The organism is Asanoa siamensis (assembly GCF_016862555.1).
GTDB classification, from domain to species: Bacteria; Actinomycetota; Actinomycetes; order Mycobacteriales; family Micromonosporaceae; genus Asanoa; species Asanoa siamensis.
This window is the reverse complement of sequence record NZ_BONE01000001.1, coordinates 169,522-186,507: the sequence shown is the minus strand read 5'-3', so window position 1 is coordinate 186,507 and position 16,986 is coordinate 169,522. Positions and strand designations below refer to the sequence as shown.

Sequence of the window (16,986 nt, the reverse complement as noted above, 5' to 3'; positions counted from 1 at the left end):
TAACGCATGGCGTTAACAACGGACCGTTCCTTGCTTCGTCAGCGCCCCGCCGGCTTCAGGCCGAGGGGCTTGCCGATCAGTGACTCGCGGCGCACGGCCAGCCGTTCGGCGACGGCCGACAGTGCCTGCGCCGCCGGCGCGTCGGGCTCGGCCAGCACGATGGGCAGGCCCGCGTCGCCGGCCTCGCGGACCCGGGTGTCCAGCGGGATCTGGCCCAGCAGCGGCACCGACGCGCCGAGCGTGCGGCTGAGCTTGTCGGCGACGATCTGCCCGCCGCCCGCGCCGAAGATCTCCATCCGCTCGCCGGTCGGCAGCTCGAGCCAGGACATGTTCTCGACGACACCGAGCAGGCGCTGGTGGGTCTGCAGCGAGATCGCGCCGGCCCGCTCGGCGACCTCGGCCGCGGCGGCCTGGGGCGTGGTGACCACCAGGATCTCCGCGCTCGGCAGCAACTGCGCCAGGGAGATCGCCACGTCGCCGGTGCCCGGCGGCAGGTCGAGCAGGAGCACGTCGAGGTCGCCCCAGTAGACGTCGGCCAGGAACTGCTGGAGCGCCCGGTGCAGCATCGGGCCGCGCCAGACGACCGCGGCGTTCTGGGCGGTGAACATGCCGATCGAGATCACCTTCACGCCGTGCGCGGCGGGCGGCATGATCATGTCTTCGACCCGGGTGGGCCGGCCGGCGGCGCCCAGCATCCGGGGCACCGAGTGGCCGTAGATGTCGGCGTCGACCACGCCGACCGCGAGACCCCGGGCGGCCAGCGCGGCGGCCAGGTTGACCGTGACGCTGGACTTGCCGACGCCGCCCTTGCCGCTGGCGATCGCGTAGACGCGGGTGCGCGAGCCCGGCTGGGCGAACGGGATCACCGGCTCGGCGCCGCCACCGCCGCGCAGCCGGGTCTGCAGGTCCTGGCGCTGCTCGGTGCTCATCACGCCGAAGTCGATCACCACGCCGCTGACACCGGGGACCGCGGACACCGCGCTGGTGATGTCGTTGTTGAGCTTGTCGCGCAAGGGACAGCCGGCGACGGTGAGCAACAGCTCGACCCGCACCAGCCCGTCTTCGTCGATGGTGAACGACTTGACCATGCCGAGATCGGTGATCGGCCGGCGGATCTCCGGGTCGTCGACGGTGGCGAGGGCGGCCTGGACGGCTTCCTCACGGGATGTGGCAGGTGCGGACATGCTGCAACTGTATGTCGCGCCTCAGGCGTCGGTGTCCGCGTGGTCGTCGGGTTCGGCTTCGGGTTGTTTCGGCTTGCGCTTCTTGCGCGGGCGTTCCTCGAGCTCCTCGGCGAGCCGCCCGAGCTCGGAGCGGAGGAAGTCGCGCGTCGCGACCTCGCCGATCGCGAGCCGCAACGAGGCGATCTCGCGCGTCAGATATTCGGTGTCGGCCTTCTGCGCCGCCGCCCGCCGCCTGTCCTCCTCCAACGCGAGGCGGTCGCGGTCGGCCTGCCGGTTCTGCGCGAGCAGGATCAGCGGCGCGGCGTAGGACGCCTGCAACGACAGGATCAGGGTCAGGAACGTGAAGGTGTACGGGTCGAAGCGCCAACCCGAGGGCGCCAGCGTGTTCCAGCCCACCCAGAGCAGGATCACCACGCTCATGTAGACGAGGAACTTGGCCGTGCCCAACGCCCGGGCGATCGCCTCCGACCAGCGGCCGAAGGACTCGGGATCGAACCTGGGCAGGCTCAACCGGCGCGGCTCACGCGGCTGGTCGAGCCGCGGCGCGCGGCGGGGCTCAGCCATGGGCGCCGCCGTCGCGGCCGTTCGGCGTGTTGCGGTGCGGCACGGCCACGGGGGAGGCGGGAACGCTGTCGGGCACGTCGCGGTCACGCCAGTCCGGCGGCAGCGAGTGGTCGAGCACGTCGTCGACGGTGACGGCGCCGAGCAGGCGGTTGCTCTCGTCGACGACCGGCATCGCGACCAGGTCGTACATGGCCATCCGCCGGGTGACCTCGATCAGCGGCGTGTCGGGCCGCAGCGGACTGATGCCGGCGTCGACCACGCCACCGACGATCTCCGACGGCGGCTCGCGCAGCAGTCGCTGGAAATGCACCATGCCGAGGTATTTGCCCGTCGGCGTGGCCATCGGCGCCCGGGCGACGAAGACCTGCGCGGCCACCGCCGGCGGTAGCTGCGGCTCGCGGATCCGGGCCAGCGCGTCGGCCACCGTCGCGTCGGGGGTGAGGATCACCGGCTCGGAGGTCATCACGCTGCCCGCCGTGCCGGCCGCGTACTTGAGGAGCTGTCGCACCGGCTCGGCCTCGTCGGGCTCCATCAGGTCGAGCAGCGCCTGCCGCTCGGGGCCGGTCAGCTCGCCGAGCAGGTCGGCCGCGTCGTCGGCGTCCATCTCCTCGAGGATGTCGGCGGCCCGCTCCTGGTCGAGCACGGCGAGGATCTCGACCTGGTCGTGCTCGGGCAGCTCGCTCAGCACGTCGGCGAGGCGCTCGTCGTCGAGCGCGGCGGCCACCTCGTTGCGCCGGGTGTCGGACATCTCCTGCAGCGAGTTGGCCAGGTCGGCCGGGCGCATCTGCTCGAGCACGGCGAGCAGGCCGGCCGTGCCCTGGGTGTCGGTGAGCCCGATCAGCCCGCGGACACGGTCCCACTCAAGCTCGACGAGCTGGCCACGGCGGGTCAGCCGGCGGCTCGGCTGGCGGACCGCGACCTTGGCCAGCGACCACTCGCCGGTGCGGTTGGTCTCCATGGCCAGGTCGACCACCACGCCCGGCGTCTCCTCGGGCAGGATCGTCACCCGCCGGTCGAGCAGGTCCTCGAGGACCAGCAGCTCGTTGGGGCGCTTCTCGAACCGGCGCAGGTTGAGCGTGCCGGTGCTGAGCACGACCGCGTCGGGGTCGATCGAGGTGAACCGGCCCATCGGCAGGAAGATCCGGCGGCGCACGGTCATCTCGGTGACGAGGCCGACGACCTGCGGCGGGCGGTTGGTGGTGCGCAACCGGGCGACGGCGTCACGGACCCGGCCGACCTGGTCCCCGTTGGGGTCGTAAACGGGGAGGCCGGCGAGTCTGGCGATGTAGACCCGCGCCGTCGTCACCGTCCCAGCCTAATTCCCTAGGCTGTGGCGCATGTCTACCGTCGCGTACGAGATCGTCGACGTCTTCACCGACCGGCCGTTCACCGGCAACCCGCTCGCCGTGGTGTTCGGCGGGGAGGAGCTGGCCGCGAGCCAGATGCAGGCGCTGGCCCGCGAGTTCAACCTGTCGGAGACGGTCTTCGTGCTGCCGCCGACGCCCGGCGCGCAGGCCACCTACCGGGCCCGGATCTTCACTCCCAACAGCGAGCTTCCGTTCGCCGGCCACCCGAGCGTCGGTGCGGCGGTGACCGCCAGCGGCCGCGGGCTGTTCGCGGCCGGCGACGTGGTGCAGGAGTGCGGGGCGGGCCTGCTTCCGGTGGTCGTGTCCGGTTCGACCGCGACGCTGACCGGCGGCACCGCGACGGTCGGCGAGCCGCTCGACCCCGGCCCGCTGCTGGCCGCCGTGAGCCTGACCGCCGAGGACCTGGACCCGGCCGCGCCGCCGCGGGGCGCCGGGTGCGGCCTGGAGTTCCCCTATCTGCCGGTACGCGCGGACGCGGTGGCCCGGGCGCGCGTCGACACCGCCGCCGCCCGCGGGGTCGTCGCCGACAGCATCGACGTGTTCGCCTGGGACCCGGAGACCCGCACGGCCCACGCCCGCGTGTTCGCGCCGGGGCTGGCGGTGGCGGAGGACCCGGCCACCGGCTCGGCCGCGCTCGGCCTCGGCGTCTGGCTGGTCACCGGCGGGCTGCTGCCGGCCGACGGCGACAGCGACTACGTCGTGCACCAGGGCGTCGAGATGCACCGCCCGTCGGTGCTGCAGTGCGCGGTGAGCGCGACGGGCGGGCGGGTGACCCGGGCCCGGGTGACCGGCCACGTGGTGCCGATCGCCCGCGGCGAGATGGCGGTGCCGCCGTTCGTCGGATAGTCAGTCTGGCGGTATATACCGATGGTCGGTAGCATCGACGCATGGCCATGCAGGAGCCGACCTTCTTCATCCTCACCGCGCTCGCCGAGCAACCGCTGCACGGCTACGGCGTGATCCGGGCCGTCACCGAGCTGTCCGGCGGCCGGATCACCCTGCGGGCGGGCACCCTCTACGCCGCCCTCGACCGCCTCACCGAGGAAGGGCTGCTCGTCGTCGACCGCGAGGAGGCCGTCGAGGGGCGGCTGCGCCGCTACTACCGGCTGACCGACGACGGCACCGGCGCCCTGTCGGCCGAGGTCGAGCGGCTGCGGGCCAACGCGGCGATGGCCGCCGCCCGGCTGCGCCGCACGACGAAGCTCGCGTTCGGCCCGGCGTCGTGAGCGACCTCGAACGTCGCTACCGCCGCCTGCTGCTGGCCTATCCGCGCGCCTACCGCCGGGAGCGCGGCGACGAGCTGGTGACCACGTTGCTGGAGGGGGCGCCGCCCGATCGGGTCCGCCCGGCCGCCGGTGATGCGTGGGACCTGCTCCGTGGGGGCCTGCGCCTGCGGTTCGCGCCGCCGCACGGTCGCCGCTACCGGGTGTTCGCGCTGGTCGGCGCCCTCGCCGTCGGCTACCTCGCGCTGGCCGCCACCGCGCGGACCACGCTCGACGACGACCCCGGCGACCAGGTGCTGGCGACGGCGATGGCCCTGCTTCCTCCGGACGCCGGTTCGACGGGGGTCGGCGACCGGGAGTGGACCAGCTTCGGCGGGCCGACGGAGCTGGTCTTCACGTTCGCCACCGAACCGTCGGCCATCGACGGCCTCACCGCGGACATCCGGGCGCGGGCGGTCGCCCAGGGCTTCACGGCCGGCCCGCTCGAACCCGGGCACCGGTTCACGCTCGACCGGGCCGGGCAGACCGCGGTCGTCTCGGTCGCCGACGGCGAGACCTACGCGGGCACCGCGATGTCCTTCGAGGCCCGCTTCCCGTGGCCGGCCGCGCTGCTGCCGGCCGGCATCGCCGCCCTCGTCCTGGGTGGGCTGACCGGCTGGCTGGCGAGCGCGTGGACCCTGCGCCGGTTCCGGACCCGCCGGCCCGCCGGCCAGCTCGCGATCGCGCTGGTCGGTGTGCCGAGCCTGCTGTTCGTCGCCGCGGCGGCGATCGGCACCGTCGGGGCCGCCCGGGGTGACCTGGGCCCGGCCGTCTGGGCGGGTGGGTTCTTCGAACGGCTCGGCATCCTGGGCCTGCTGGTGACGCTGCTCCTGGCGGCGGTCCTGCCGCGGGCCGGCCCGCTCGTCGCCGCGCGCCCGCCCCGCGACAACCTGCGCGCGGGCATCCGGCTGGTCACCGTGGCCCATCTCGCCTTCGGGCTCCCGATCGCGGCCGTCTTCGTCACCTTCACGGTGCGCATGCTGGTCACCGGCGCTGACCGGGCCGCGATGGTGAGCGGTGCGCACGACCCGAAGGAGGTGCTCCCGTTGGCGGTGTTCGCGCCGATCGCGCTGCTCTACTACGCCGGCGTCGTGCTGTCGCCGCTGCTCCTGCTCGTCTCGGTGCCGCTGCTCGGCGTGGGGCGCGGCCGGGTCGGCCCCATGACCTGGCGGGTGCTGCTGGCGGCGGCGATCTCGGCGGCGGTGCTCCCGGCGCTGCTGCTCACCCCGTACGGCGGCGACGTGGCCACCTGGTGGATGGACTAACGCCGGCGGACCTTGTGCAGGCGGAACGGCTTGCGGGTCGGGCGGGCCGCCGGCGTCTCCCGGGGTGGCTCGGCCAGGCTGCCGTCGGGCAGGTCGGGCCGGGCGACCACCGCGCCCGCCGGGCTCAGGCAGCTCAGCGTGCAGTCCATCGCCCAGCGCTCCACCAGGAGCTCGGTGGAACCCGTCGCGTTGAGCCGCTTCGCGCCGACCTGCGGCGCGACCGTGTTCCACTCGTCGTCGCCGGGCTGCACGCGGCGCACGTCGGCGGTCCAGGTGACGATCCGGCCGCCGTGGTCGCCGCGGAGCGTCACCTCGGCGGTGGCGGCGCGGGCCAGCCCGTCCAGCCGCTGCTCGCCGATGCCGGTGACCACGTAGAGCGCGCCGTCGACCGGCACGCACCAGAGCCCCTGCGCCGGGCCGCCGTCGACGGACACCCAGGCAATGGCCGCTTTCCTGATCGCCTCTTCCACCACCGGCTCGGTCACCCCCTCATCCTGCCCGGCACGGGGGTGCGCTGGCCATGGTCCACCTCGTCCAGCACCCCGGTGAGCCCGCTGACCGCGCGCCCGGGCCAGTCGACGTCGGCCGCGAAGACCAGGTGGTCGACCAGGTCCGGGGCGGCCAGCCGGACGGCGGTCATGCCGACCCCGCGTGCCCCGGTCAGCTCGTGGCTGCCGCCATCGCCGACGTAGAGGCACTCCTCGGGCGGCACACCCAGCCGCTGGCAGGCGGCCAGGTAGATGCTCGGGTCCGGCTTGCAGACCCCCTCCTCGACCGAGAAGACCGCGGTGTCGAGCAGCGGCGCGATCGGCAGCCGGGGCAGCAGCGCGGGCAACTCGTGGGTGCAGTCGCTGACCACGGCGGTACGCAGGCCGCGCAGCTTGAGCGCCCAGAGCACCGGCACGGCCTCGTCCCGTAGCTCGGTGTCGTGCTGGACCGCGCGGAGCCGGCAGTCCAGGGCGGCGCGGATCGCGTCGTCGGACGGCGCGGCACCGGCCCGGGCGGCGATCCAGCGCAGGTTGTCCTCGGCCGAGCCCAGGTCACCACTGGCCCGGCGGTAGTAGGAGACGTTCAGCAGCGTGATCATCACCTGGGGGTCGCATCCCAGGATGCGGGCGGTCTCGAGGTGCTCGGGGCCGCGGTGGACCGCCCGGGTGAGAGTGCCGAAGAAGTCGAACAGGACCGCGCTCAATGCGGGCAACGTCAGCCTCCCTGGCCTGACCTTGGGGCAGCAGCGGGTAGGACCGGGGAAGCCTATCGATGCCGACCGCCCGACCCTATCGGCTGATCGACTGAACGTAGTCGGATAAACGCAGGTTGTGATTTGTGAGGATGGTTCACTGTGCACCGCCCCGCCATCGACCCGGCCGCCACGACGGCGCTGGTCGTCGCCGTCCTCGCCGTCTCGACCTCCGGCCCGCTGATCGCCTTCGCCGCCGCGGCGCCCGCGCTGGCCATCGCGTTCTGGCGCAACGCCCTCGCGGTCGGCGTGCTCGGCCCGATCTCGCTGATCGCGCGCCGCGGCGAGTACGCCCGCCTGGGCCGGCGCGAGGGGCTGTTCTGCGTGCTGGCCGGCGTCGCCCTCGCGGCGCACTTCGCGGCCTGGATGCCGAGCATCCGGTTCACCACCGTCGCCGCGTCGACCGCCCTCGTCGCCACCCAGCCGGTCTGGCAGGGCCTGATCTCCGTCGTCCAGGGTCGCAAGCTGCGCACGGTGACCTGGGTCGGCATCGGCATCGCGGTGGTCGGCGCCGTGCTGGCCACGGGGGCCGACTTCGGTGTCTCGGGCCGGGCGGTGCTGGGCGACCTGCTGGCGGTGCTCGGCGCGATCATGGCGGCGGCGTACACGGCGCTCGGTGAGCGGGCCCGCGCGACGCTCAGCACGACCACGTACACGACGATCTGCTATTCGGTCTGTGCCGTGCTGCTGGTGGTCGTCTGCCTGGCGTCGGGGCAGTCCCTCGGCGGCTACCCGGGCACGACCTGGCTCGCGATCCTCGGCCTGGTGGCCGGTGCCCAGTTGCTCGGGCACACGATGTTCAACTACGCGCTGCGCCGGGTCTCGGCCACCACGATCAGCGTGCTGATCCTGCTCGAGGTGCCGGGCGCGGCGTTGATCGCCTGGCTCTGGCTCGACCAGGTGCCGCCGGCCGCCTCGCTGCCGGGCCTCGCCCTGCTGATGGTCGGCGTGGTCGTGGTGGTGCTCGGCGGCGCACAGGCGACCCGCCGCGAACGCGAACGCGCCCTGGCCCGCGAGGTCGAGACGGCCGGCACCCTGCCCTAACCGATGGCCTGCTCGCTGGCCTTCCAGAGGGCCGCGGCCATCGCCGGGTCGCTGGCCTTCGCGTACGGGCGGCGCGGTTTCATGTCGAAGTAGTAGGCGCCGTTGACCAGCAGCGCCGGGTCGGCGGTGGCCAGCCAGACCAGGGTCTCCGCGCCCTTCTCCGGGCCGCGCAGCAGCGGTGCGCGCTTCATGCCCCAGGCGATCAGCCGGTTCTCGTTGTAGAAGCGGGTGCGCACCGCCCCCGGGTGGAACGAGTAGGAGAGCATCGCCGGCCACTGGCGGGCCGCCTCGGCGGCGAACAGGATGTTGGCCTGCTTGCTCGTGCCGTACGCGCGCATCGGTACGTAGCGCTCCAACGACCGGTTGAGGTCGCGCGGGTCGAGGTTGCCCCACCGGTGGGCGCCCGAGGCGGTCACCACCATCCGCGTGACGCGGTCGTGCAGCAGCACGGTGAGCAGGAAGCTCGCGAGGTGGTTGGCCTGGATGGTCAGCTCGTGACCGTCCACGGTGGTCGCCGGGTGCAGCACGATCGCGCCCGCGTTGTTGGCCACCACGTCGATCCGGTCGTACGCCGCCCGCAGCGTCTCGGCCAGCGCCCGCACGTCGTCGAGCGCCGCGAAGTCGGCCCGGAAGGAGGCCGGCAGCGTGCCGGCCGCGTCGCGCACCTCGGCGGCCGCGTCGGCCAGCCGGACGGGATCGCGTCCGACGAGGACGACCTGGTCGCCGCGCCTGGCCAGGGCGACGGCGGCGGACAGCCCGATCCCGGAGCTGGCCCCGGTGATCACTACGACTCGCCCGGTGACTTCTTCCACTGGTTGGTTCTCCTCGGTCGTCGCGCGAGGTTACCGTTTGGCTAACTGTATCGATCGTGAGGAGCCGTCGATGGCCGCTGCGGGACGACCACGCCGGTCCTGTCTGGCCGTACCCGGTTCCAGCCTGAAGATGCTCGACAAGGCCCGCACGCTTCCGGCCGACCAGGTCTTCCTCGACCTCGAGGACGCGGTCGCGCCACTGGCCAAACCGGAGGCGCGCAAGAACGTCGTCGCCGCGCTCAACGAGGGCGACTGGGGTTCGCGGACGCGGGTCGTGCGGGTCAACGACCTGACCACCGAGTGGACCTATCGCGACGTGGTCGAGGTGGTCGAGGGCGCCGGGTCCAACCTGGACTGCGTGATGCTGCCCAAGGTGCAGTCCGCGGCGCACGTGGAGTGGCTCGACCTCACGCTGACGCAGATCGAGAAGGCGGTCGGCCTGCCGGTCGGCGGCATCGGCATCGAGGCGCAGATCGAGAACGCGGCCGGCCTGGTCAACGTCGACGCGATCGCGGCGGCCTCACCCCGGGTCGAGACGATCATCTTCGGCCCGGCCGACTTCATGGCGTCGATCAACATGCGGTCGCTGGTGGTCGGCGGGCTGATCCCCGACTACCCGGGCGACCCCTACCACTACATCCTCATGCGGCTGCTGATGGCCGCGCGGATGCACGACAAGCAGGCGATCGACGGGCCGTTCCTGCAGATCCGCGACGTCGACGCGTTCCGCGCAGTGGCCAAGCGGTCGGCGGCGCTCGGCTTCGACGGCAAGTGGGTGCTGCACCCGGGGCAGATCGAGGCGGCCAACGAGATCTACGCGCCCGCGCAGGAGGACTACGACCGGGCCGAGTTGATCCTCGACGCGTACGCGCACGCGACCTCGGAGGCCGGCGGCAAGCTGGGCGCGGTGATGCTCGGTGACGAGATGATCGACGAGGCGTCGCGCAAGATGGCCCTGGTCATCGCGGCCAAGGGGCGGGCCGCGGGCATGGCTCGGACCTCGCGGTTCACGCCGCCAGAAGGCTGAGTGCGTAGGCCCCGTCGTCGGCAACACCGGCGGTGATCGCGACGATGATGATCACGAGCAGGAACAGCAGGTAGGCGACGCCCAGCCCGGTCAGGATCCAGCCGACGATGATGCCGGCCAGGGCCAGGCCGTCGCCCTGCTCGCCGCGCTCCCGGATCTGCCGGCGGGCGATGTGGCCGAGGACCGCGCCGACCGGTGCCGAGAGGCCGGTGACCAGGCCGGCGAGGGCACAGACGAGCGAGGCGATGGCCAGCGTGTTGGTCTTCGCCACGGCGTATCCGTAGCCCGGGTAGGCGGGTGCCGGCGCGAGGTAGCCCGAGGCCGGATAGGCCGGGCCAGGCTGTCCGGGCGCCGGATAGGCCGGGTCCGGCTGTGCGGGTGCCGGGTAGCCGGGACCGGCCTGCGGGGGCGCCGGGTAGCCGGGATAGGTCGGCTGGCCCGGCTGGTCCGGCTGGCCTGGCTGGCTTGGTGCCGGGTAGGCGGGTGGTGGCGCGGTCGGATCCAACGGTGCGGCGGGGGTCGGGTCGGTCATCGCGCTCTCCGAGTGTGCTGGCCGGCGTGCCGGTAGGGTACCGGCTCGGCAGTGTCGCCCGTGCCCCCTGTGGAGGGGGTGTCGTTGCCGGTGTTGCGGCGACCGGGCAGGATCTGCCGCATGGGAATCGACACGCAGGCCGATGACGGGCTGACCACCGTGCGCCTCGACGGCCGGATCGCGCTGGTCACCGGGGCCGGCAGCCCCGACGGGATCGGCTACGCGACCGCACGCCGGCTGCGCCAGCTCGGCGCCAAGGTGGCCATCGTGTCGACGACCCGGCGGATCCACGAGCGGGCGACCGAGCTGGGTGCCATCGGCTTCGTCGCCGACCTGACCGACGAGGCCGAGGTCGGCGCGCTCGCCGACGCCGTGACCGAGCAGCTCGGCGACGTCGAGGTGCTGGTCAACAACGCCGGCCTGGCCAGCCGGACGAGCCCCGAGGTGCTCCGCCCGGTCGCCCAGCTCACGTTCGACGAGTGGCGGGCCGAGATCGACCGCAACCTGTCGACCGCGTTCCTGTGCAGCCGGGCGTTCATCGGCGGCATGTCCGAGCGCGGCTGGGGCCGCATCGTCAACCTGTCGGCGACCGCCGGCCCGGTCAACGCGCTGCCGACCGAGGCCGCGTACGCGGCGGCCAAGGCCGGCGTGCTCGGGCTGACCCGCGCGCTGGCGATGGAGATGGTGGCCGACGGGGTGACCGTCAACGCGGTCGCGCCGGGCACCATCTACACCGCGGCGTCCACGGTCACCGAGCTCAAGCAGGGTCTCGGCACGCCGATCGGGCGGCCGGGAACGCCCGACGAGGTGGCCGCCGCGATCGCGTTCCTCTGCTCGCCGGCCGCCTCCTACATCACCGGCCAGATGCTGGTGGTCGACGGCGGCAACAGCGTGCGCGAGGCCCAGTTCCGCTAGTAGCTCGTACCCGTGCTGCCCGTGCTGTCCAGCGTCGAGCCGAGCCAGCCGAGGCCGATCGCGCCGCAGCAGAACAGCAGGTACAGGCCCGTGAGCACGTAGCCGACCACGAGACCGGCGGTGGCCAGGCCGCCGCCCTCCTCGCCCGAGGTCTTGAGCTGGTTCTTGGCGATGTGGCCCAGCACGATGCCCACCGGCGGCACCAGGATGCCGAGGATCAGCGCGAGGATCGCCATCGTGTTCATGCCGCGCGGCTGCGCCTGCGGAAAGGCGTAGCCCGGCTGCTCGTAGCCGTAGGGCGCCGGCTGCTGCGGATAGCCCGGGTAGCCCTGCCCGTACGGGGGCTGCGGCGGCGGCTGGCCGTAGGGCGCGTACGGGTCGGGCTGGCCGGAGGTGGGCGGCTGCGTCGGGTAGGCCGGCGGCCCCGACTGCTGCGGGTCGTACGGCTGCCCGGGCTGGTAAGGGTCCGGCTGGTATGGGTCGGGCTGGTTGCCTGGGGGTGGGTAGCTCATCGTCGCCTTTCCCGAGTCGTCCCCGGCACGTTACTAAACGCGAGGAACCTATTAGCGTCCCGATCCCGCCCGTGACGAGGGAAGATGGTGGTCATGGCGCGCCTGGCCCGGACACCCGGCCTCTCCGACGTGCAGGAGTCGATCCTCGAGACGGTCCGCGAGTTCGTCGACAAGGAGATCATTCCGCACGCGCAGCGGCTGGAGCACGCCGACGAGTACCCGGCCGACATCGTCGACGGCATGCGGGAGATGGGGCTTTTCGGACTGACGATCGACGAGGAGCACGGCGGCCTCGGGGAGTCGCTGCTCACGTACGCCCTCGTGGTCGAAGAGCTGTCGCGCGGCTGGATGTCGATCTCCGGGATCGTGAACACCCACTTCATCGTCGCTTATCTGGTGGCTCAGCACGGTTCGCCCGAACAGCGCGCGGCCCTGCTGCCCCGGATGGCCACCGGCGAGGTGCGCGGGGCGTTCTCGATGTCGGAGCCCGGCTGCGGTTCCGACGTGGCGGCGATCCGCTCGACCGCGCGCCGTGACGGCGACACCTACGTGCTCGACGGCCAGAAGATGTGGCTGACCAACGGCGCCTTCTCGTCGGTGGTCGCGACGCTGGTCAGGACGGAGGACGGCGCCGACTCGGTCTACGGCAACATGACCTGTTTCCTGCTGGAGAAGGAGCCCGGCTTCGGCGAGACCGCGCCCGGGCTGACCATCCCCGGGAAGATCGGGAAGATGGGCTACAAGGGCGTCGAGACCACCGAGATGGTGCTCGACGGCGTCGCGGTGCCCGACTCGGCCGTGCTCGGCGGCGCCGGATCGGCCGGTCGCGGCTTCTACCAGATGATGGACGGCATCGAGGTCGGTCGCGTCAACGTCGCCGCGCGCGCCTGCGGCATCGCGCTGCGGGCGTTCGAGCTGGCCATCGCGTACGCGCAGCAGCGGCACACGTTCGGCGAGCCGCTCGCCGGGCACCAGGCGATCGCGTTCAAGCTCGCCGAGATGGCCACGAAGATCGAGGCGGCCCACCAGATGATGGTCAACGCCGCGCGGCTCAAGGACGCCGGCGCCCGCAACGACGTCGAGGCCGGCATGGCCAAGCTGCTGGCCTCCGAATACTGCGCCGAGGTCGTGCAGGAGGCCTTCCGGATCCACGGGGGCTACGGCTACTCGACCGAGTACGAGATCGAGCGCCTGATGCGCGAGGCGCCGTTCCTGCTGATCGGCGAGGGCACCTCGGAGATCCAGAAGACGATCATCTCGCGGGGCCTGCTGAAGGAATACCGCCTCTAGTGTGAGGTCGTGTCGCTTCGCCGGGACCGGAACTTCGTCCTCTTCTGGATCCTGCAGACGGTCTCGGTCGCCGGTGATTCGCTGACCACCCTGGCCGTGCCGGTGCTGGTCCTCCAGCTCACCGGCTCGGTCTTCCAGATGGGCCTGGTCACCGGCACGATCGGCGCCGCGTGGCTCGTCTCCGGCGTGCTGGCCGGGTCCATCGTGGACCGCTTCGGCCGCCGTACCGTGATGATCGCGTGTGACGTGGCCCGGGCCGCGCTCTATGCCCTGGTCCCGCTGGTCTGGCTGGCCGCGCCGCAGCTCTGGGTGCTGTTCGTGGCGATGCCGCTCGGCGCGGCGGCCGGCATGCTCTACCAGGTCGGCTACATCACGGCGGTGCCGGCGCTGGTCCGCCGCGACCAGATCACCCAGGCCAACGGGCTGCTCTCGGCGTCGTTCGCGGCCGCCGGTGTCGCCGGCCCGGCCATCGCCGGCGGGCTGTTCGCGGTGCTCGACCCGGCCTGGGTGATCGGATCGACGCGATCACCTTCGGGCTGTCGGCCGTCGCGATGTCGTTCGTGCGGCTGCGTCCCCGGGAGACCGCGCCCGAGCGGCAGTCGCCGATCCGCGGGTTCATCACCGGGCTGCGGTTCCTCTGGGGGCAGCCGGTGCTGCGTACGCTCACGCTGCTGCTCTGTGGCGTCATCTTCCTCACGTACACGATGGACGACCTGGTCATCTACCGCCTGCGGGAAGACCTGCACCAGGGCGGCGGCGCGGTCGGCGCGGTGTTCGCGATCGGCGCGGCGGGCACGATCGTGGCGGGCTCGGTGGTCGCGCTGCTGCGCCGCAGGCTGGGCTTCGGCGCGTGCTGGATCGGCGCGTACGCGTTGACCGCGGTGGCCCTGGCCGGAGCCGGCGGCGCGACCGCGGTGCCGGTGATCGCGGGGTTGGTGGCGGTGATCCTGTTCGCGCAGGGGATCGCCGGCACCTGCTCGATGTCGCTGCGCCAGGAGATCACGCCGGAGCACCTGCTCGGCCGGGTGACCTCGGCGTTCTGGACCGTCCACTACCTGCCGGGGCCGATCGGGGCGCCGCTGGTCACGTTCGCGGCGGCGCACGCCGGGGTGCCGGCGGTCGCGCTCGCCCTCGGTCTCGGGCTCGGCGTGATCGCGCTGTTCGCCGCGTTCTCGCCGCTACGAACCCGCGCCCCCGAGGGTGTCGGACACCGTCCGGCTCATGGTGAAGCTCTGTAGCCGCGTCGCGTAGCCGAGGTGCGTGTTGAGCGCGCGCATGTCGGCGTTGCCCCGCTGGGTCCAGGTGTAGACCTCGGTGAGCCCGGTCGCGGCGGCGTGGGCCAGCGCGACGCGCTTGAGGTGGGCGGCCACACCACGGCCCCGCCAGTCGCGGCGGACCACGGTCAGCGCGTTCTCGGCCCGGTGCGGGTTGTCGTGGTCGGCGATCAGCCCCGCCAGCGCGACGGGCCCGCCGCCGCCCGTCGCGTCGAGCGCCAGGAACATCGCCGCCGGGTCGCCGATCCAGGTCGTCCGCCACTCGGCGAGGGTCGCGTGCATCGGCGCGATCAGCGCCATGTCCTCGAACGCCTGGCTCGCCAGCTCGTCGTAGGCGACGTCCCACAGCTCCGGCCGCTGCGCGACCGTGACGACGTCGACGTCCGCGCGGGGCGGCGGCAGCTTCTCGTCGCCGATCTCGCGGACCTGCTCGACCTGGCGGTCGACCTCGGCGAACCCGTGCCGTTCGGCGAAGGCCTTGGAGCCCTCGTCGTCGGCGTGCCCGAGCACCCGCGCGACGCCGAGCGTGGCGGCGTGCGCCCAGAGATGAGCGAGCACCCGACTGCCGATGCCCTGCCGGCGGAACCCGGGCAGGACCCGCGGGCTGACCGTGGCGGCACCCGTGATGCTGGACCGGTCGGCGGCCCCGCTGCCGATCAGCTCACCGCCGCGCTCGACCAGCAGCACCAGCGAGTCGCGGCTCAGCGAGGCGCGCATCTCGGCGACGGACGGTGCCCGCTCGTAGGGCATGACGGCCATCCGCACCTGGCGGACGAGCGCGAAGTCGGCATCGGTCCGGGCCCGGCGCACCGTCAGCATGTGCGGAAACTAGCCCCTTGACCCACGAACCGCGACCGAGTTTGCTCTGCACCCACGGGCGCACCACGTGTAGGCCGGCTACACATGTGGTCGGCCTCAGGCCTTGCTGATGTTGCCGACGGCGCGCTCGACCGCGGTGCAGCGGTCCTCGACGTAGTCGAGACCGGCCTCGGTCGCGAGCTTGCGGGCCTCCGGCGACACGATGTCGAGCTGCAGCCACACCGCCGGCGCACCGGCGGCGATCGCGTCGCGGACCACGTCGGGACAGTCCGCGGCGGGCCGGAAGACGTTGACCAGGTCGACCGGGAACGGGATCTCCGCGACCGAGCGGTAGACCCGCTCGCCGAACAGCTCGTCCACGAACGGGTTGACCGGGATGATCCGCCAGCCGTGACGCTGCATCTGGAGGGGAACGGTGTGTGCGGCCTTTCGGGGGTCGCGCGACGCGCCGACGACCGCGATCACTGTGGCGTCGGCGAGGAGTTGCTGGGCATCACGCATGCGATCGACCTTATCTCCGGTGCGCGGCGGTCGACCGCTCGGTCGCCGGCGCCCCGGCCTGCCGCACCACGGGCACGGTCGGCCCGGCGGGCAGGGCGGGCGGCGCGCCGCCGTCGCGCAGCCGGCGGGACAGCCGTTCGAGCTCGGCCGGCCGGCCGATCGCGGCGCGGTGCTCGGGGTGCGCGACGTAGTAACGGATCGCGTCGGCCAGGAACCACGGGTGTATGTCGAGCACGTCGATCGGCACGTCCAGGCGCTGCCGGCGCTCGCTCGGCGGCCGGACCAGGTAGCCGGTGCCGATCAGCAACTCCAGCCGCTGGGTGCGCAGCACCGGCGCCCACGGCGTGCCCGGCCGGATCGCCGCCCACGGCACGTCGACGCGATGCAGCCGCCCGGGGATGCGCAGTCCGTCGGCGTTGAGCTCGACCGTGGTCGGCACCAGCACCGAGCGGGCGAGCAGGGCGGCGGCGAGCAGCCCGAAGACGACCGAGAGGAGGCCGTCGAACACCCCGCCGCCGTCGGCGAGCCGGTCGATCGCCAGCGCCGCCTGCGAGGTCAGCACCAGCACCAGCGCGGCGATCTCGATGGTCCGGCGGCGGTTGGTCGGCGCGACGAACGTCTCGGCGCGGATCTCGAAGCTGGCCGGGCCGGCGGGCCGCCAGCCGATCAGCGCGACCAGGGCGGCGACGCCGGCCAGGGTCGGGCCGAGATGCAGCAGGAAGTCGAGCACGAGGACGGGCGCGTCGAAGGCGATCGCGACCGCGCCCCAGACCACCCCGAGGGCCGCGGCGCCGAGCAACCAGCGCTGGTGCATGGGCGGAGCCTACCGGGGCATCAACGGCCGTCAGTCGTCGTGCCCCACCTGGACGGGCTGGCCGCTCCGGCACTCGACCTTGATCTCGAACCGGCCGCCGGAGCCCTCGAACTCCACCTCGGCGTCGTCGTCCGGGCCCTTCTCGAGGTCGCGGACGGCGTACCCCTGGGCCGGTGACCAGGTCTCGAGCGTGACCAGGTCGCCACGGCAGGCGGCGACCACGCTGCCGCCGCGGTTGGAGAAGGTCTCGCGCGCGCCGCTGGGTGTCGCGGTCGCCGTCGCTGCTGCGGTCGTCGGCTTTGGCGTGGGGGCCGCGGTCCCGTCTGTCGCCGCCGCGAGGTCGCGGGCCACGTCGGCCTGGCTGCGTACTCCGCCCGGCGTACCGGTGAAGCCGTCACCCACCAGGCGGATCGCGCCGACGCCGGCGAGCGTGGCGACGACCACGGCGGCGAGCCATCCGAGCACGGCGAGACTCCGGCGAGGCATGCACCGACTATGCATGGTTGCTCGCTAAGAGCGGCACCGGGCGACGCTAAGAGCGGGTTAAGGGCCTCGGCCGGTCGG

19 protein-coding genes and 2 pseudogenes are annotated in these 16,986 nt (G+C 73.0%); 9 read left to right on the top strand and 12 right to left on the bottom strand.

The annotated features are described in order from the left end of the window. Positions 1-38: 38 nt before the first annotated feature. From Asi02nite_RS00880 to Asi02nite_RS00870, 3 genes are read right to left on the bottom strand one after another with little or no spacing between them, the layout of a single operon-like run. Positions 39-1,184: an Mrp/NBP35 family ATP-binding protein gene (locus Asi02nite_RS00880; protein WP_203710114.1), complete on the bottom strand. Its 1,146-nt coding sequence runs from the start codon at positions 1,182-1,184 to the stop codon at positions 39-41. 21 nt (positions 1,185-1,205) lie between these two features. Then, positions 1,206-1,748 carry a DUF1003 domain-containing protein gene (locus Asi02nite_RS00875; protein ID WP_203710113.1) on the bottom strand — a complete coding sequence of 181 codons (543 nt, stop codon included), beginning with the start codon at positions 1,746-1,748 and terminating at the stop codon, positions 1,206-1,208. Continuing rightward, on the bottom strand, positions 1,741-3,054 hold the full coding sequence (locus tag Asi02nite_RS00870) for a magnesium transporter MgtE N-terminal domain-containing protein (protein ID WP_203710112.1): 1,314 nt from the start codon (positions 3,052-3,054) through the stop codon (positions 1,741-1,743). Before Asi02nite_RS00870 ends, Asi02nite_RS00875 begins: the two co-directional genes overlap by 8 nt. Before the next feature lie 31 nt (positions 3,055-3,085). On the opposite strand from Asi02nite_RS00870, the gene Asi02nite_RS00865 reads away from it, so the two are divergent. From Asi02nite_RS00865 to Asi02nite_RS00855, 3 genes are read left to right on the top strand one after another with little or no spacing between them, the layout of a single operon-like run. Next, positions 3,086-3,961 (top strand): PhzF family phenazine biosynthesis protein, encoded by an 876-nt coding sequence (locus Asi02nite_RS00865; RefSeq protein ID WP_203710111.1) that lies wholly within the window; start codon positions 3,086-3,088, stop codon positions 3,959-3,961. Between the two features lie 47 nt (positions 3,962-4,008). Beyond that, positions 4,009-4,341, top strand: a complete 333-nt coding sequence (locus tag Asi02nite_RS00860) for a PadR family transcriptional regulator (RefSeq protein WP_203710221.1) — start codon at positions 4,009-4,011, stop codon at positions 4,339-4,341. Further along, entirely contained in the window at positions 4,338-5,642 is a 1,305-nt protein-coding gene (locus Asi02nite_RS00855) for a hypothetical protein (RefSeq protein ID WP_203710110.1), read from the top strand. The genes Asi02nite_RS00860 and Asi02nite_RS00855 overlap by 4 nt, the downstream gene beginning before the upstream one ends. Here Asi02nite_RS00855 and Asi02nite_RS00850 read toward each other — a convergent pair. Beyond that, positions 5,639-6,127 carry a hypothetical protein gene (locus Asi02nite_RS00850; protein ID WP_203710109.1) on the bottom strand — a complete coding sequence of 163 codons (489 nt, stop codon included), beginning with the start codon at positions 6,125-6,127 and terminating at the stop codon, positions 5,639-5,641. The genes Asi02nite_RS00855 and Asi02nite_RS00850 overlap by 4 nt on opposite strands. Beyond that, on the bottom strand, positions 6,124-6,843 hold the full coding sequence (locus Asi02nite_RS00845) for an HAD family hydrolase (RefSeq protein WP_203710108.1): 720 nt from the start codon (positions 6,841-6,843) through the stop codon (positions 6,124-6,126). The genes Asi02nite_RS00850 and Asi02nite_RS00845 overlap by 4 nt, the downstream gene beginning before the upstream one ends. Before the next feature lie 141 nt (positions 6,844-6,984). On the opposite strand from Asi02nite_RS00845, the gene Asi02nite_RS00840 reads away from it, so the two are divergent. Further along, positions 6,985-7,926: a DMT family transporter gene (locus Asi02nite_RS00840; RefSeq protein WP_203710107.1), complete on the top strand. Its 942-nt coding sequence runs from the start codon at positions 6,985-6,987 to the stop codon at positions 7,924-7,926. Here Asi02nite_RS00840 and Asi02nite_RS00835 read toward each other — a convergent pair. Further along, on the bottom strand, positions 7,923-8,738 hold the full coding sequence (locus Asi02nite_RS00835) for an SDR family NAD(P)-dependent oxidoreductase (protein ID WP_203710106.1): 816 nt from the start codon (positions 8,736-8,738) through the stop codon (positions 7,923-7,925). The two genes, Asi02nite_RS00840 and Asi02nite_RS00835, sit on opposite strands and share 4 nt — an antisense overlap. Before the next feature lie 70 nt (positions 8,739-8,808). Here Asi02nite_RS00835 and Asi02nite_RS00830 point away from each other — a divergent pair, with 70 nt between their 5' ends. After that, positions 8,809-9,765: an HpcH/HpaI aldolase/citrate lyase family protein gene (locus Asi02nite_RS00830; RefSeq protein ID WP_203710105.1), complete on the top strand. Its 957-nt coding sequence runs from the start codon at positions 8,809-8,811 to the stop codon at positions 9,763-9,765. Here the strand turns inward: Asi02nite_RS00830 and Asi02nite_RS00825 are convergent. Beyond that, positions 9,746-10,297, bottom strand: coding sequence for a DUF4190 domain-containing protein (locus Asi02nite_RS00825; RefSeq protein ID WP_203710104.1), 552 nt, complete (start codon positions 10,295-10,297; stop codon positions 9,746-9,748). The genes Asi02nite_RS00830 and Asi02nite_RS00825 overlap by 20 nt on opposite strands. Positions 10,298-10,453: 156 nt before the next feature. Here Asi02nite_RS00825 and Asi02nite_RS00820 point away from each other — a divergent pair. Beyond that, positions 10,454-11,212 (top strand): annotated as a pseudogene (locus tag Asi02nite_RS00820) (SDR family NAD(P)-dependent oxidoreductase); the annotation flags it as partial. Here Asi02nite_RS00820 and Asi02nite_RS00815 read toward each other — a convergent pair. Continuing rightward, positions 11,209-11,724: a DUF4190 domain-containing protein gene (locus tag Asi02nite_RS00815; RefSeq protein WP_203710102.1), complete on the bottom strand. Its 516-nt coding sequence runs from the start codon at positions 11,722-11,724 to the stop codon at positions 11,209-11,211. The pseudogene Asi02nite_RS00820 and the gene Asi02nite_RS00815 sit on opposite strands and share 4 nt — an antisense overlap. A 93-nt stretch (positions 11,725-11,817) precedes the next feature. On the opposite strand from Asi02nite_RS00815, the gene Asi02nite_RS00810 reads away from it, so the two are divergent. The 3 genes and pseudogenes from Asi02nite_RS00810 to Asi02nite_RS42225 all read left to right on the top strand — a co-directional run bounded on the left by Asi02nite_RS00810 (position 11,818) and on the right by Asi02nite_RS42225 (position 14,252). Continuing rightward, complete coding sequence (locus Asi02nite_RS00810; RefSeq protein WP_203710220.1) at positions 11,818-13,014, top strand: acyl-CoA dehydrogenase family protein; 1,197 nt, start codon at positions 11,818-11,820, stop codon at positions 13,012-13,014. 9 nt (positions 13,015-13,023) lie between these two features. Further along, positions 13,024-13,467 (top strand): annotated as a pseudogene (locus tag Asi02nite_RS42640) (MFS transporter); the annotation flags it as partial. A gap of 107 nt (positions 13,468-13,574) precedes the next feature. After that, entirely contained in the window at positions 13,575-14,252 is a 678-nt protein-coding gene (locus Asi02nite_RS42225; protein WP_373312101.1) for an MFS transporter, read from the top strand. On the opposite strand, the gene Asi02nite_RS00800 is transcribed toward Asi02nite_RS42225, so the two are convergent. From Asi02nite_RS00800 to Asi02nite_RS00785, 4 genes are all read right to left on the bottom strand, one after another. Continuing rightward, complete coding sequence (locus Asi02nite_RS00800) at positions 14,193-15,107, bottom strand: GNAT family N-acetyltransferase (RefSeq protein ID WP_203710100.1); 915 nt, start codon at positions 15,105-15,107, stop codon at positions 14,193-14,195. The genes Asi02nite_RS42225 and Asi02nite_RS00800 overlap by 60 nt on opposite strands. A 96-nt stretch (positions 15,108-15,203) precedes the next feature. Continuing rightward, positions 15,204-15,608, bottom strand: a complete 405-nt coding sequence (locus Asi02nite_RS00795; RefSeq protein ID WP_203710099.1) for a CoA-binding protein — start codon at positions 15,606-15,608, stop codon at positions 15,204-15,206. Positions 15,609-15,618: 10 nt separating this feature from the next. Then, a complete protein-coding gene (locus Asi02nite_RS00790; protein ID WP_203710098.1) occupies positions 15,619-16,422 on the bottom strand; it encodes a hypothetical protein in 804 nt (267 codons plus the stop codon). A 30-nt stretch (positions 16,423-16,452) separates the two neighbouring features. Further along, on the bottom strand, positions 16,453-16,908 hold the full coding sequence (locus Asi02nite_RS00785) for a septum formation initiator (RefSeq protein ID WP_203710097.1): 456 nt from the start codon (positions 16,906-16,908) through the stop codon (positions 16,453-16,455). Positions 16,909-16,986: the final 78 nt, after the last annotated feature.